Source organism: Acidovorax sp. (genome assembly GCF_046291265.1).
Classification (GTDB): Bacteria; Pseudomonadota; Gammaproteobacteria; order Burkholderiales; family Burkholderiaceae_C; genus Acidovorax.
In genome coordinates this window covers 150879-165460 of sequence record NZ_JBKBTV010000003.1, presented here as the reverse complement: position 1 = coordinate 165460, position 14582 = coordinate 150879, and the positions used below count along the sequence as shown (strand labels likewise).

Annotated in this window: 10 protein-coding genes and 1 pseudogene; 3 read left to right on the top strand and 8 right to left on the bottom strand. The window is 64.6% G+C overall.

What is annotated here, in order from left to right; genetic code table 11:
* A partial coding sequence (locus ACK41V_RS02470) for a LysR family transcriptional regulator (RefSeq protein ID WP_409777326.1) occupies positions 1-915 on the top strand: 915 nt, incomplete at its 5' end.
* Between the two features lie 61 nt (positions 916-976).
* Here ACK41V_RS02470 and ACK41V_RS02465 read toward each other — a convergent pair.
* The 8 genes and pseudogenes from ACK41V_RS02465 to ACK41V_RS02430 form a co-directional block, all read right to left on the bottom strand.
* Positions 977-1217 (bottom strand): annotated as a pseudogene (locus ACK41V_RS02465) (transposase); the annotation flags it as partial.
* 129 nt (positions 1218-1346) lie between these two features.
* Positions 1347-3707 (bottom strand): TonB-dependent siderophore receptor, encoded by a 2361-nt coding sequence (locus tag ACK41V_RS02460; protein WP_409777323.1) that lies wholly within the window; start codon positions 3705-3707, stop codon positions 1347-1349.
* Positions 3708-3913: 206 nt separating this feature from the next.
* Positions 3914-5173 (bottom strand): FecR family protein, encoded by a 1260-nt coding sequence (locus ACK41V_RS02455; protein ID WP_409777321.1) that lies wholly within the window; start codon positions 5171-5173, stop codon positions 3914-3916.
* Between the two features lie 83 nt (positions 5174-5256).
* Entirely contained in the window at positions 5257-5751 is a 495-nt protein-coding gene (locus ACK41V_RS02450) for an RNA polymerase sigma factor (protein ID WP_409777318.1), read from the bottom strand.
* A 251-nt stretch (positions 5752-6002) separates the two neighbouring features.
* Positions 6003-6503: a pantetheine-phosphate adenylyltransferase gene (coaD, locus tag ACK41V_RS02445; protein WP_409777315.1), complete on the bottom strand. Its 501-nt coding sequence runs from the start codon at positions 6501-6503 to the stop codon at positions 6003-6005.
* A gap of 226 nt (positions 6504-6729) precedes the next feature.
* Positions 6730-7434, bottom strand: a complete 705-nt coding sequence (gene rsmD / locus ACK41V_RS02440; RefSeq protein ID WP_409777312.1) for a 16S rRNA (guanine(966)-N(2))-methyltransferase RsmD — start codon at positions 7432-7434, stop codon at positions 6730-6732.
* A gap of 79 nt (positions 7435-7513) precedes the next feature.
* On the bottom strand, positions 7514-8860 hold the full coding sequence (locus ACK41V_RS02435; RefSeq protein ID WP_409777309.1) for a M16 family metallopeptidase: 1347 nt from the start codon (positions 8858-8860) through the stop codon (positions 7514-7516).
* A 21-nt stretch (positions 8861-8881) separates the two neighbouring features.
* Entirely contained in the window at positions 8882-10330 is a 1449-nt protein-coding gene (locus ACK41V_RS02430; RefSeq protein WP_409777306.1) for a M16 family metallopeptidase, read from the bottom strand.
* A 48-nt stretch (positions 10331-10378) separates the two neighbouring features.
* On the opposite strand from ACK41V_RS02430, the gene ftsY reads away from it, so the two are divergent.
* Complete coding sequence (gene ftsY / locus ACK41V_RS02425; RefSeq protein ID WP_409777303.1) at positions 10379-11746, top strand: signal recognition particle-docking protein FtsY; 1368 nt, start codon at positions 10379-10381, stop codon at positions 11744-11746.
* Positions 11747-11894: 148 nt separating this feature from the next.
* On the top strand, positions 11895-14567 hold the full coding sequence (locus tag ACK41V_RS02420) for an EAL domain-containing protein (RefSeq protein ID WP_409777300.1): 2673 nt from the start codon (positions 11895-11897) through the stop codon (positions 14565-14567).
* The last annotated feature ends 15 nt before the right edge of the window (positions 14568-14582 follow it).

The window sequence follows — 14582 nt, the reverse complement described above, 5'->3', positions numbered from 1 at the left end:
GCCGTGATGACCGCCAGCAGCGCCACCGGCGCGGCCGACCTGCTGCACAGCTCGCAGCCCACCGTCAGCCGCGAGCTGGCGCGGCTGGAGTCGCTGCTGGGCTATGCGCTGTTTGAACGTGTGCAAGGCCGCCTGCGCCCCAACGCCCGCGCGCTGGCGCTGTGGGACGAGGTGCAACGCTCCTGGCAGGGGCTGGAGCGCGTGGTGGACCGCGCGGTGGCGCTGGGCCGGTCGGACGCGGTGCAGTTGTCGGTGTTGTGCCTGCCCGCGCTGGCGCACGCGTTGTTGCCGGGTGCGGCCGCGCGGCTGATGCAGGCCAGCCCCCACGCGCGCCTGTCCGTCACGCCGCAGGAATCACCGCTGCTGGAAGAATGGATGAGCGCCCAGCGTTTTGACCTGGGCCTGTGCGAGCAGGCCACCGCGCCGCCGGGCACGCGCGCCGAGGTGCTGCTGACGCTGGACGAAGTGGCCGTGCTGCCCGCAGGCCACGCACTGGCGCACAAAACCGTGCTGGATCGGGTCGATTTTGCGGATGAATTTTTCATCAGCCTCTCGGCCGAAGACCCCTACCGCCGCCTGATCGACGCCCGGTTTGCCGAAGCGGGCGTGGCCCGCACCCTGCGGGTCGAAACCCACAGCGCCGCCGCCGTGTGCGCGATGGTGGAGCAGAGCCTCGGTGTGGCCATCGTCAACCCCGTGACGGCCCTGGCCGCCGCCAGCGACCGGCTCGTACTGCGGCGCCTGGCGTTTTCGATCCCGTTCAGCGTGACCGCGTTGTTGCCGCTGTACCGCCCGCCCCTGCCCGAGGTGGCACCCATGCTGAACGCGTTGCGCGAACAGGCCGCGCAGGTGAAGCAGCAGCTGGCAGCGGCAGGCGTGCACACGCTGCCGAATGAGCCGCAAGACCCGAAATAACTATCAATTTAATAGCTGCTAATGCTTTACCAATAATCGCTAGAGGCCAATTTGGCTCGCGGATTGCACCTTCAAAGATGCGCCAACGCATTTCGCCCTTGGTTGGTGACAGTGGAGATCGCAGACAGGCCGTGGCGCTTGTTGTTCACCCGCACCACCGGTGTCTGGCCCTTAGGGGCAAAGCCGCGACCGCGCACATCGTCACTGCGCAGGCCGCTTTCGTCTTCCCAATGGATCTCGGCACCTTCGGCCTTGGCCCGTGCCGCAATGATGGGGTAGTCCTCTTCGTGCCACTTCTTGACAGGGCCTTGGAATCAATATCCGGTCAGGAACTGGCCGAGACGGGGGTTTATGACTCTCGTGAAACTCCATCCTTTGCAACGCATAGGGTTGAGTAGTTCATGTGAACATCAACTCTGGAGAGTTGCCTGTCAAAAGCTCATATCGACACCAAGCGAGACCGTCCTGGGTGCGCCATTGACAAGTTGGCCAAAGTTGCTCGTCGAGAAATAGCGCTTGTCAAATAAGTTGGCAACACCGCCCCGAACGGTGATGGCCTTGGCTGCCAGCCCTGATCGATTCAGAGTGGTGCGATACCTAAAACCAAGGTTGACCACCTCAAAGGATGGCGCGAATTCAAATCTGTGCGCGTTGTCCAGCGGGCGATTACCGGTATAGGACCAGTTGGCATTAAACGCCCAGCCCGGTAGCTGGCTAGGCGAGTATTCGGCGGTCAGTGTGTAGCGCCGCTTTGGCACGCTAGTCGGGCGCTTGCCCTCGGTTGTGGCATCGCCGGTACGTTCGAGCGCAGCGTCCAGCAACAGCGCACTGCCGAGCAATGTCCATTCATTAGAAACCCTGCCGGCCAGTGATAACTCCACGCCACGATGAACGCGATTGCCCTCGCGCACGAAGGTCAAGGTGTTGTCGACGAAGTCCGAAGGTCGTTCGATCTGGAATACCGACAACTCGGCGTCCACGCGGGGGCTCAGTGGAGCCTTCACTCCAGCCTCCCACTGTTCGCTGACCAGTACCGGGCGGATGCTGCCCGCATTGGTCACCGGCTGGCTGTTGAAGGTCTGAGGTGCTACACCGCCATTCTCTACACCCTCCGCATAGCTCAGGTAGGTGGTCACATCCGGCATCGGTTTAAACACGATTGCCGCATTGGGCGAGAAGCGGCTCTTCTCGTATCGTGCCGACTCGGCTCCAGCGGCATTGATCGACCGTTGATCAATGTTGGCCTGGCGACCACCCACATGCAGCATCCACGCATCGCTGAACGAGATCACATCTTGCAAGAAAAACCCAGAATCCTTGACGGTAAAACCACTCTGCGAACGGGTGAGCGCCGTAGTTGGCTTTGGATACTGCACTGGGGCATATAAGTTGGTTGGCCCCAATTGCCCAGAGAAGCTGTCACCGTTGCGCGCAGAGGTACTTTGCAGCGCGTACCCAAAAACCAGCTCGTGTGTGAGCCCACCCGTGGCAAAACGACCCTGGACCATCGGCCTGAGGGTCTCAGCCTCACGCTTGGTACCGCTCGCTATGAATGCGGACACGGTGCCCGCACCGTTGTCCTGCAGGTTCACCACCGAAGCTTCGTTGAACGGGTGCAGGGTGCGGTTCCAGTTGCCTTCCACAATGCCAGTCCATGCGTCGTTGAAGCGATGCTCCAGCCTGCCACTGAGCGTGAGGTTGTCTGTGTCGTACACCGCCCAGGACTGGCCGATGAATCGGGTGGGGTCGACGTTTCGCGGAATGGTGCCACTGGCAGTCGGACGGAAGGACGGCTGCAGCACCTGCTTACGCGCTTGGTATTCGGCATCAAAGGTCAGCAAAGTGCGGTTGGTTAAACGCCAGTCGGCAGCCAAGCTTGCGAACTGGCGGTTGCCGGGGGTTTCGTCGATGTAGGAGCGCAGTGTCTCAGCCGCCGCGTTGATGCGCAGCCCTACTCTGCCATCGTCAAAGCGACGGCTGAGGTCGATGTGCGCAAGAGCGTCACCGTACTGGTCAAATGATAAGTTGAGGTCGGTTAGCGGCTCAACTGTCGGTCGTTTAGTGACGAAGTTGATGACCCCGCTTGGGGCTGCAAAGCCTGCTTCAAACGCCGACAATCCTTTGAGGACTTCTACGCGTTGCTTGTTTTCCAGCGGTGTCAGCTGCTGCCGAAGAAACAGCATGCCGTTGTAGCGGTAGTTCTGGCCGTCGGCTACGTCAAAGCCTCGAATTTCAGTGCGTGCATGAAAGCCAGGTTGCTTGTACGAGGCGGTGACGCTGGCGTCCAGCCGCCCAAGCGCATCCAGATCAGTTACCCGCTGATCTTTGATCAGGTCGGCCGAGATCACGCGAATCGAGCGCGGCGTGTCGCGGATCGAACGGTCCGTGAATCCAACCAGCGCGCTATCGTCCACCCGGTAGCCATCAGCGGCGCTGCCTTCACGTGTGGTTCCGACAACTTGCACCGTGGGCAGCGTTGCGCCTCCGCTCGGCTGGACAGGCGACTGGCGCACTACAACCGCAGACCCCTCCGTTGCCGCCATCAACCCGGTACCTGACAGCATTCGGTCAATCGCTTGCTGCGCCGTCAACTGCCCTGACACCGCCCGCGCTTGCTTGCCCGCGACCAGCGCCGCTGGAAACGTCATTTGCAGATTCGCTTGGCGTGCCAGCTCGTTCAGCGCCTGCCCCAGCGGCTGGGCTGGGATGTTGATGGTCATGGTGGCCGTTGCGGCAGCGCCGCTCTGGGCGTAGACCGACGGCACATGGCCAACGGCCAGTGCGATGGCCATAGCGGCGGTCAAGGCCAGGGGTGCCGTGGTGACGCGCTTTTGTAGCGGCATTGATCGCATGGGTGAAAACTCCTCGGACAGTCGGGGATATGCCGGGCCGACGCACCGCGCGTTGACCCTCCTCCCGATGGAGACGCAGCAACCCGAGGCAATCCTCAGTTCGCGAATGAGAATTCTTCAGATATTTTTCTGCGACCGGGTTCGCCTCACTGCGCCACCACTTCTGTGACCTCGCCCCGGCGCACCAAACGCACCGGCAGAACCTCGGGCAGGGTCTTGGCAAAACGCTGCCACTGATTCAGGCTGTAGCTCCCACCCACAGGCAGGGCACCCACGGCAGGGTCGCGCACCACTAGGCCAGTGCGGCCGTACCGCTCAAATTCGGCAATCACTTGGGTCAGCGGTGTCTGGTCAAAGCTCAGTCGCCCGTCGCGCCAGGGGGCGATGGCGTTGGTGGCCATCGTGGACACGGGGCCAATGTGGCCCTGTGCGTTGGCCGCCACGGTCTGGCCGGCGATCAGCTCCACGGCGGCTGGGGCTGGGTTTGCAGCTACCGTGGCAAGGGATTGCCGTGTTTCGTCAGTCCCCGACTTGATGCTCTCGATCCGCACGCGCCCCTCTTGTACCGCCACCACCGTCTGGCCAGCATCCAGTCCGGTGTCGGTGTGCCGTACGGAAAACTGTGTACCTACCACCGTGATTCGCAAGCCACCGGCAACCACGTGGAACGGGCGTTGTGGGTCGCCGTGCACTGAAAACAGCGCCTGGCCGCTGCGCAAATGCACCTCGCGGCGGTCGCGGTAGAGGCGCACATAGGCCTGGGTAGCGGTGTCTAGCTGCAAGATGCTGCCTCCGGTTGCGCCTTGCACGGCGTCATCAGGCAGTGTGGCGTTGAGCTTCTGGCCACGCAGGGTCACAAAGGTCTGCTCAAAGACGGGCTGCCGTTGCCAGTGACTCCACCCCATCCAGCTACCGCCCACCATGGCAAAAGCAATGGCGGCTGCTGCTGCCTGGGATGCCAGCGGACGCAGCACTCCCAGCAAGGCGGACACATCGAAGCCCAGGCCGACCGCTGCGTGCCGGTGTGGAGGCGAATGTCCGCTGCCGGACCGGGTTGTGTGTGCTGAGACATCTCGCTCGGGCAGTCCGGTCTTGAGCTGCGTCGCCTCATCCTGAGACAGTTGCTGCACATCACCAAAGGTGGCATCCATGTCTTCAAAGGCGTGGACATGGCGCGGGTCTGCGTCCAGCCAAGCCTGGAGTTCTACCTCGTCTTCGGCGCTCAACCCGCTTCGCCGGCGCGTGACCCAGGTGGCCGCAGCGATGTCCAATGGGTCTTGGTCTTGTGCAAACGCCTCGAACTCGCGTTCGTCCGCCTCCGGCTCGCCAGCGATGGTGGCCTCTGGCGCCCGATCCTGGCAGGGTGTGGGTCGCTGGTGGCGGCAGTTGGGTGGGGAGTGCGACATGGTGGGTAGTGATGAGTTGCCCTCAACAATGCAGACGCGCGAGTGGGGGTGAAACCTCAGCTTGTTGGTTTCAGTGCGACGCGTTATTCATCACGAAGGCGACGCTCACAGAGTTTGCAGGCCACCATGGCCCGCACGATGTGCTTTTCCACCGCGCTCACCGAGATGCTCATGCGCATCGCCACCTCGGCATGGCTGCATTCGCCAAAAATATGCAGCACAAAGGCTTCGCGGCAGCGCACGGGCAGACCCTCAATGGTTGCGATGTAGGCTCGAATCACCTGTTGCGAAGCAAGTGCTTCTTCGGGCTGCAGGTGTTCAGGGGCGGGCGGCTGCTGACCTTCAGGTATCGCATCGATATCCTCGTGCTGACGGTGGGCCGCCCTACGGTGCTGGTCAATAACAAGGTTACGCGCGGTACGGTAGAGCAGTGCGCGCATATCCAACACGGCTTGGCCTGAGGAAAGCGCGACGAGCACGCGCACAAAACTTTCCTGAGTCAGGTCTGCTGCGGTCTCGCGATCTCGCACCTGACGGTGGAGAAAATTAAGCAGTTCGCGGTGATAGCGCTCCAGCACAAGCAGACCCAGGAAAGATGGAAAATGCCGAGCTCCGTGCGTGGAGACTGGCGGCGGCTGGTCTGCGGAACGCGGCTTAATGTGAATGGTTCTTATTATCTACAAAATTGCAAAGTACCGGCAGCGGACTGGCTAAGGCTGCAGCGCCGACACCAGCTTGATGGTGGTGCAAGTGACCACTCCCGTCATCACTGACGGGCGAACCGCCTCTCCCACTAACTAATCAGGCAATTTTGCTTAAAAATGAAAACTCAAGGCGGCGAGAGACTGCGCACCTTGACGGCCAGCCGCTCTTGCACCGACGGCGACACAAACTTGGTGACCTCGCCGCCCAGCACCGCGATCTCGCGCACAAAGGTGCTGCTGATGAACTGGTACTTGTCGCTGGGGGTGAGGAACACGGTTTCCACCTGCGGCATCAGGCTGCGGTTCATGCCCGCCAGCTGAAACTCGTAGTCAAAGTCGGTCACGGCGCGCAGGCCGCGCACCATGGCCTTGCCGCCGCGCGACACCACAAAGTCCCGCAGCAGGCCCGCAAAACTTTCGACCTGCACCTGGGGGTAGTTCTTGACGGCCTCGCGGACCATGTCGATGCGCTCGTCCAGGCTGAACAGGGTCTTTTTGTGGTGGCCCGCCGCCACGGCCACAATCACGCGCTCGAACAACTGGGTGGCTCTGCGCACCACGTCTTCATGGCCCAGGGTGATGGGGTCAAAGGTTCCGGGGTAAACGGCGAGCACGTTCTGGGCCATGGCTGGTTGTCTCCTGTCTGGCGGAATGGTCGTTGGCCTGGGTTGTCAGAAGGTGCGGTTAACACACCCTGAAGGCCGCCCGGGCCGCGTGCGCGCATTATGCAGTGCACTGCAACATGGCAGGTTCAGTGCCATGGCCTGCAGATCGTATCGGCATCAAAACCACCGCCAGCGCTTACTAATAAAGCGCCGATAGCTATACAAACAATAGCAAATCAGCACCCATTCACAAAGTCGTAGGCTCAGCAGCCGCACCCAACCGCAGCAAATGGGCATGCACCGCACCCGCCTTCAGGTGGCGGTGCACCACCAGCCCCCAGGGGGCCAGTTGCTCGTCGGTCCACAGGGCAGGCGCTTCGAGGTAGATAAACCCACCGGCCGCCACGGCGCGGGCGGCGGACTGCAACGCCGGCTCGTACAGGCCCCCTTCAAAAGGCGGGTCCAGCAAGATCAGATCAAGGCTGGCAGGCGCCGCCTGCTTGAGGGCCGCGATACCGTCGCCGCGCTGCACCCGGACCGCGGTGGCCTTGAGTCGCTGCTGCAGGGTGTGCAACTGCACTACCAGCGCGGGGTCGCTTTCGACCAGTTGCACGGCGGCTGCGCCGCGCGATGCGGCTTCCAGACCCAGCGCGCCGGTGCCCGCAAACGCATCCAGGCAGCGCCAGCCGGTCAGGTCCTGGCCGAGCCAGTTGAACAGGGTTTCGCGCACGCGGTCGGGCGTGGGGCGCAGGCCCGGGCGTTGGGCGACTGGCAGGCGGGTGCGCTTCCATGCCCCGCCGATGATGCGGATTTCGCCCGAGCCTTTGGAGGCAGCGGGGCCCGCTGTTTTCTTGGCAGGCTTGGTGTCTGCCGCGGGTGTCGGCGCAGCCTTGGCAGCGCGGGCCAGACGCCCGCCGGGCAGGGATTCGGGGCGCAGGGTGGAGCGGCTCATGCGGTGACTTTCTTGTTCTGGGGGGTGGTTGTGGCGCCAGCGTAACTGATGCGGATACCGATGCAGCGGCAAGCCACGCTCACGGCTTGCCTCCCACCACCACGGTCACCATGCGCTCGGGCTGCAGCTTTTTGGCCATGGCGGTGCGCACGTCGGCCACGGTCAGCGCTTCGACCTTTTTGGACCATTGGTCCAGGTAGTCCAGCGGCAGGTCGTTCCAGGCGATGTTGGCCACGTTGCCCAGCAATTTCTTGTTGCTGTCGATGCGCAGTGCAAAACCGCCGATCAGGTTGTCCTTGGCGGCGCGCAGCTCGGCTTCGGTGGGGCCGTCGGCCACAAAACGGGCGATCACGTCGCGCGACACCTTCACGGCCTGGGCCGCCTGGTCGGGGCGCGTTTGCAGGCCGACGGTGAATGCGCCTGCGTGCAGACCCGACGCAAAGTAGCTGTAGACGCTGTAGGAGAGGCCGCGCTTTTCGCGCACCTCGTTGGTCAGGCGCGAGACAAATCCGCCGCCGCCCAGGATGTGGTTGCCCACCAGCAGCGCCAGAAAGTCCGGGTCGCGCCGTTGGAAACCAGGCTGACCGATGAGCACATGGGCCTGGGCCGATGCGAACGGAATGTTCTGCTCGGCAGGAGCGGCCAGCGTTGCAATCTCGCCCACGGGCGGCAGCGGTGCGCAGCCCGACGCCGCAGGCAGGCGTGCGAGCAACGTGGCCACCAGCGTCTGCGCCTGTGCGCGCGACACCGCGCCCACGATGCTGACCTTGGCACGGCAAGCGCCGATGTGTTGCGTGTGAAACGCCTGCATGTCGGCCAAGTTGATGCGCTCCAGCGTGTCTGCCGTGGTCTGCACGCCGTAGGGGTGGCTGCCATAGACGGCGGCTTCAAACGCGTGGTTGGCCAGCGTGGACGGGCGGGTGAGCGACTCTTTGATGCTGGCGCTCCAGCGGGCACGGTCGCGGGGCCACACGTCGGCAGGCCAGCTGGGCTCGCCGATCTGGCGGGCGGCCAGGCGGGCGGCTTTGTCGAGCAGCGGCGGGTCGGTCAAGGAACGCAGCGAGTAGTGCAGCGCGTCGTTGTCGGCGCCTGCCTCAAAGCTGGCGCCCAGGTCGGCCCAGGCTTCGCCCAGCGCGTTTTCGTCCAGCGCGGGCTCGTTGCCAATGGCCTTCACGCCTTTGCTGGCCATGGCGGCCACCGCACTGGCCAGGCCCGATTGGCCTGCTGGGTCGCGGCGGCTGCCGGCGTCAAAGTCGATCTGCACGTCCACCATGGGGATGACCGGGCTTTCGACCAAGTAGATCTTGGCGCCGCTGGGCTCTGTCCAGTGCTGGATGGGCAGCAGCGCCCAGGCAGAATTTGTATAAAAAACGGCTCCAGCGCTTATCAGCAAAGCACGAGCAGCTATAGTTTTGAGAGTATTCATGGTTTTATGCCCCGTGCGGCTTCAACGGATGGCGGTGCCCGGGGGCAGCGTGGGGCGGGCGCGTGGGGCGTCCAGGGGCTGGGGCAGCAAGGTGGCCACGGTGAGCTGGTCGTCGCCAAAGTATTTGGCTGCCACGGCCTGCACCTGGGCGGGTGTCACAGTGCGCAGCAGCTCCAGCAGGCGCTCGTTGGCGTCCAGCGGAAAACCCTGCACCCAGTTGCCGCCCAGCTCTTGCGCCTGGCTCATCACCGAGTCGCGCTCGTACACGGTGGAGGCGATCCACTGCGTCTTCACGCGGGTCAATTCGGCCTCGCTCACCCCCTCCTTGGCCACGCGGGTGACCTCGGCGCGCAGTGCGTCTTCGACCTGCTGGGCCGTTTTGCCCGCAGCGGGCACGCCGCTGAGCATGAACAGGCTGGGGCCACGGCCCGTGACCATGGCGCTGCTGCTGGCGCTGTCGGCCACGCGGTCTGCGCCTTGTGTCAGTGCGCGGTCCAGGCGGGCGCCGTCGTAGCCGCTGAACACGGCCGACAGCACCATGAGCGCCAAGGCATCGCGGTCGGTATCGGTCAGGGTGTCCACGCGGTCCAGGCTGGGGGTGCGGAACGCCAGCGCCACATAGGCTTGCTCGGCCGGGGCCTTGACGGCGATGCGGCGCAGGCCCTGTTGTGCGGGCTCGGTGCGGGGCTTGCGCGCGGGCAGGGCGTGGGTGGGCAGGCTGCCGTAATACTTTTCGGCCAGGGCGCGGACCTTGGCCACGTCCACATCACCCGCCACCACCACGGCGGCATTGGTGGGCGTGTACCACAGGCGGTAAAAATCCCGCGCGTCGTTGGGCGTCATGGCGTCCAGGTCGCTCATCCAGCCCACGATGGGGCGGCGGTAGGGCGACGCGGTGAAGGTGGCGGCAAACAGCTGCTCGGCCAGCATGGCGCGGGGCTGGTCTTCGGTGCGCAGGCGGCGTTCTTCCTTGACGACCTCCAGCTCCTTCTTGAATTCTTCGTCCGGCCAGTGGTTGTTGGCAAACCGGTCGGATTCGAGCTTCATCACGTCTTCGAGCCGGTTGGACGGGATCTGCTGGTAGTAGCCGGTGTAGTCGCGGCTGGTGAACGCGTTTTCTCGCCCGCCCAACGCGGCCACACGGCGCGAGAACTCGCCCGGCGGCAGCGTCTTGGTGCCCTTGAACAGCATGTGCTCCAGCACATGGGCGACGCCCGTGGTGCCGTCGACCTCGTCCATGGAACCCACCCGCACCCAGACCATGTGCACCGCGGTGGGCGCACGCCGGTCGGGCTGCACGATGAGCTGCATGCCATTTTTGAGCGTGAACTGCTGCGCGCCCGAGGCCGTGGTCGACGGCGTGGAGGCAGGAGGCGCAGCAGGGGGTTGAGAAGCGGGAGGCGTTGCCGAAAAGGCAGCCCCACACGAGAGGCAGGCCAGCAGGCCCAGTAGGGTGAAAGCACGTTTCATAGAATGGCTGATTCTAAGAACCCTCCAATGTTCAGTTTTTTGTAGAAAATGCCCACCCCCGCGCCCGCCCCTGCCGATGAGCCCCAACCGGCTCCGTCGATAGACACCTCAGCGCCCGCACCAGGGTTCTCGCCCGCGTCCCCACAGCCCGTGATCCCGCAGGAGGTGGCGCCACCGCCGCAGCACCCGCCTGTTCCCGCCCCGGCCCTGCCCGCGGCTGCAGAGCCCGCAGCCCCTACTCCTTCGCCATCGCCATCGCCTGCCCCTGCGCCCGCCGCGTTTGGCTGGCTGCGCAACCCGTTTGCGCCGAAGGCTCCCGAGGTGGTGGTACCGCCTGCGCCGGTGGCCGCGCCGGCGCCCGTCCCTGCAGCCCCTGTGGCAGCGCAGCCCGCGACCCCAGCACCGGCACCGGCTGCCGTGGCAACGCCAGTTGTGGTTCCTGCTGTTGTTGCACCGGTCGCGCCCGTCGCCACCGTGGCGGTCCCGGCGGCGGCTGCACCCGCTCCCGCAGCCGCCGAGCGCAAAGGCTGGCTCGACCGGCTCAAGAACGGTCTGCGCAAAACCGGAACCTCCATCACCACGGTCTTCACCGGCACGCAGATTGACGATGCGCTGTATGAAGAGCTGGAAGAAGCCCTGCTGATGGCCGACACCGGCGTCAAGGCCACCACGCACCTGCTGGCAGACCTCAAACGCCGGGTGAAGGAAAGCAAGACCACCGACCCCGCGGCCGTCAAGGGCCTGCTGGCCGATGCGCTGGCCGACCTGCTGCGCCCTCTCGAAAAAGCCCTGGTCATTGGCGAACACACGCCCACCGTGATCATGGTGGCGGGCGTCAACGGCGCGGGCAAGACCACGTCCATTGGCAAACTCACCAAACACCTGGCCGACGAAGGCGCCGCCGTGCTGCTGGCTGCGGCCGACACCTTTCGCGCAGCGGCGCGCGAGCAGTTGGGCGTTTGGGCCGACCGCAACACGGTCGAAATCGTGAGCCAGGAAGGCGGCGACCCCGCCGCCGTGAGCTTTGACGCCGTGACCGCTGGCAAGGCCCGCGGCAAGGATGTGGTGCTGGTGGACACCGCCGGGCGCCTGCCCACGCAACTGCACCTGATGGAAGAGCTGCGAAAGATCCGCCGCGTGGTGACCAAGGCCGACGCCACCGCCCCGCACGAGGTGCTGCTGGTGATTGACGGCAACACCGGCCAGAACGCGCTGGCGCAGGTGCGGTCGTTTGACGATGCGTTGCAGCTGACCGGGCTGATCGTGACCAAGCTGGATGGCACCGCCAAGGGCGGCGTGCTGGCCGCCATTGCGCAGGAGCGCCCGATTCCGGTGTATTTCATCGGCGTGGGCGAAAAGCTGGAAGACCTGGAAACCTTCAATGCGCGCGAGTTTGCCCAGGCCCTGCTGACCTGAGGCACGCGCCGATTGGCGCTGGCGTCCTTGGCCAGCGTCCCGTTCAAAGCCCCACACAATGGCCCTAGTCCGGGGCCATTTGCGCATTTACGAACTGCAACAATTCCCCCATGATGGGTCTTCCCCCTCCAAAAGGCACGGAAGATCCATGTTCATTGAGCTGGTCAAAGGTGTTGCGCTGTTGCTGGCGCTGTGTTTTTTGCACGGATTCAACATGCGTGCCTGGCGGCAGCGTCCCCTGGTGGGCCAGGCTTTTTCGGGGTTGATTTTTGGCGGCATTTGCCTGGTGGGCATGCTCACCCCGGTGGTGCTGATGCCGGGCGTGATCTTTGATGCGCGCTCGGTGGTGCTCAGCATGGCCGGCTTGTTTGGGGGGCCACTGGTGGCCTGCATTGCGGCGGCGATGGCGGTAGCGGGTCGGCTGTGGCTGGGCGGCGCAGGCGTTGAGGTCGGTCTGATGGTGATTGCGCTGTGTACCACGATGGGTCTGGTCTACCGCGAGGGCCGGGCGCGCGGGCGGCTGGGCGTGGAGCCAATCACGCTGGCGCTGTTCGGCCTGCTGCTGCACACCGCGGTCATCGCGTTGTTCCAGCTGCTGCCCGCCGCAGCGGTGATTCGCATCAACCAAACCTTGACCCTGCCGTTTTTGCTGACGTTCACCCCCGCCACGGTCGTGCTGGGCCTGCTGCTGCGCGATGTGGAAGCACGTCTGGCCACCGAACTGGCGCTCAAAGACACGGCCGCGCGGCTGCATGCCATCACCCGGGCCATCCCCGACGTGCTGCTGGTGCTGGACGCCAACGGCCGCTATGTGGAGGTGCTGTCGCTCAACGACGCCGCACTGGTGAGCAGTGCATCAGATTTGCTAGGCAAACGGCTGCATGACGTGTTGCCCGCCGCGCAGGCGGACCAGTTCATGGACTTGGTCCGCGACACCTTGTTGTCCGGCCAGACGCACACCATCGAGTATGAAATCCAGACCCGGTCGGGCCCGCGCCACTATGAGGGCCGCGCCCAGCCCCTGGGCGTGAAGGTGGGTGGCGAGGCGGCGGTGGTCTTTCTGGCCCGCGACACCACCCACCGCAAGCAGGCCGAGGGTGCGCTGCGCGAATCGGAGCTGCGCTTTCGGTCATTGCTGCGCAACATTCCGTCCATCTCGGTGCAGGGGTATCTGGCAGACGGCACAACCAGTTACTGGAACCAGGCGTCAGAACATCTGTATGGCTACACCGCTGAAGAGGCGCTGGGCAGCAACCTGCTGGACCTGATCATCCCGACCCCCATGCGCGACGCGGTGCGCGCCCATGTGAGCCACATGTTTGCCACGGGCGAGGTGATCCCGGCCGGAGAGCTGCAACTGCGGCGCAAGGACGGCACGCCGGTGGATGTGTTCTCCAGCCACGCCTACATCCAGGTGCCCGGCCACCCGCCGGAGATGTTTTGCATCGACATCGACATTTCGGGCCGCAAAGCGGCTGAGGACGAAGCGCGCTACCTGGCGTTTTATGACGCGCTCACCCAGCTGCCCAACCGCCGCCTGCTGGTAGACCGGCTGCAGCAGGTGCTTGCCAACAGCGCGCGGTCGGGCCTGACCACCGCCGTGTTGTTTGTGGACCTCGACAACTTCAAGACCCTGAACGACACCCGCGGCCACGAGGTGGGCGACCTGCTGCTCAAGGAAGTGGCCCAGCGCCTGCGCGGCTGCGTGCGCGAACAGGACACCGTGGCGCGCCTGGGCGGCGACGAGTTTGTGCTGGTGCTGCAGAACCTGAGCAGCGACGCGCCCGAGGCCGCCGCGCAGACCCGCACCCTGGGCGAACTGATCCTGGCCCAACTGCGCCAGCCCTATGACCTGGCCGGGCACGAGCATCATTTCTCGGCCAGCATCGGGGTCACGCTGCTGCGGGACCACAGCGACACGGTGGACGAAGTGCTCAAACAGGCGGACATGGCCATGTACCGCGCCAAGGACGCGGGACGCAACACCCTGCGCTTTTTTGACCCCGACATGCAGCAGGCCGTAAACCGCCGCGCGCTGCTGGAGGCCGAACTGCACAACGGGCTGCGCCAGTCGCAGTTTTTGCTGCTGTACCAGCCGCAGGTCAACGCCGAAGGGCACGTGACGGGTGCCGAGGCGCTGGTGCGCTGGTTGCACCCCGTGCATGGCATGGTGCCGCCGTCAGAATTCATCCCGCTGGCAGAGGAATCGGGCCTGATCTTGCCGCTGGGCCACTGGGTGATGGAAACCGCCCTGCGCCAGCAAGCCCTGTGGCGGCTGGACCCGGCGCTGGCCCACCTGAGCCTGGCGATCAACGTCAGTGCCCGCCAGTTTTTGCAAGATGACTTTGTGGCGCAGGTGCTGACGCTGCTGGAGCGCACCGGCGCCAACCCGACCCAGATCAAGCTGGAGCTGACCGAAAGCCTGCTGCTGGACAACGTCGACAACGTGATCACCACCATGCACGCGCTCAAACGCCATGGGCTGGGCTTCTCGCTGGACGACTTTGGCACCGGCTATTCGTCACTGAGCTACCTCAAGCGCCTGCCGCTGGACCAGATCAAGATCGACCAGGGTTTTGTGCGCGATGTGCTGCTGGACCCGAGCGACGCCGCCATTGCGCGATCGATCATCGCGCTGGCAGGAAGCCTGGGGCTGGACGTGATTGCCGAAGGGGTGGAAACCGGCGCGCACCTGCAGTTTTTGCTGGAGCATGGCTGCAAGGCCTTTCAGGGGTATCTGTTTGGGCGCCCCTTGCCGCTGCAGGACTTTGAGAAGAGGGCGTTGCAGGCCCCGCATGCGGTGCAGCCCGCCACCGTCTGACAGCCATTACTGCGT

Bases quoted from the DNA above. Each gene is read 5' to 3' on its own strand.
- ACK41V_RS02460 (WP_409777323.1), bottom strand. From the start codon at position 3,707: ATGGCCATCGCACTGGCCGTTGGCCATGTGCCGTCGGTCTACGCCCAG.
- ACK41V_RS02455 (WP_409777321.1), bottom strand. From the start codon at position 5,173: ATGTCGCACTCCCCACCCAACTGCCGCCACCAGCGACCCACACCCTGC.
- coaD (WP_409777315.1), bottom strand. From the start codon at position 6,503: ATGGCCCAGAACGTGCTCGCCGTTTACCCCGGAACCTTTGACCCCATC.
- rsmD (WP_409777312.1), bottom strand. From the start codon at position 7,434: ATGAGCCGCTCCACCCTGCGCCCCGAATCCCTGCCCGGCGGGCGTCTG.
- ACK41V_RS02435 (WP_409777309.1), bottom strand. From the start codon at position 8,860: ATGAATACTCTCAAAACTATAGCTGCTCGTGCTTTGCTGATAAGCGCT.
- ACK41V_RS02430 (WP_409777306.1), bottom strand. From the start codon at position 10,330: ATGAAACGTGCTTTCACCCTACTGGGCCTGCTGGCCTGCCTCTCGTGT.
- ftsY (WP_409777303.1), top strand. From the start codon at position 10,379: ATGCCCACCCCCGCGCCCGCCCCTGCCGATGAGCCCCAACCGGCTCCG.
- ACK41V_RS02420 (WP_409777300.1), top strand. From the start codon at position 11,895: ATGTTCATTGAGCTGGTCAAAGGTGTTGCGCTGTTGCTGGCGCTGTGT.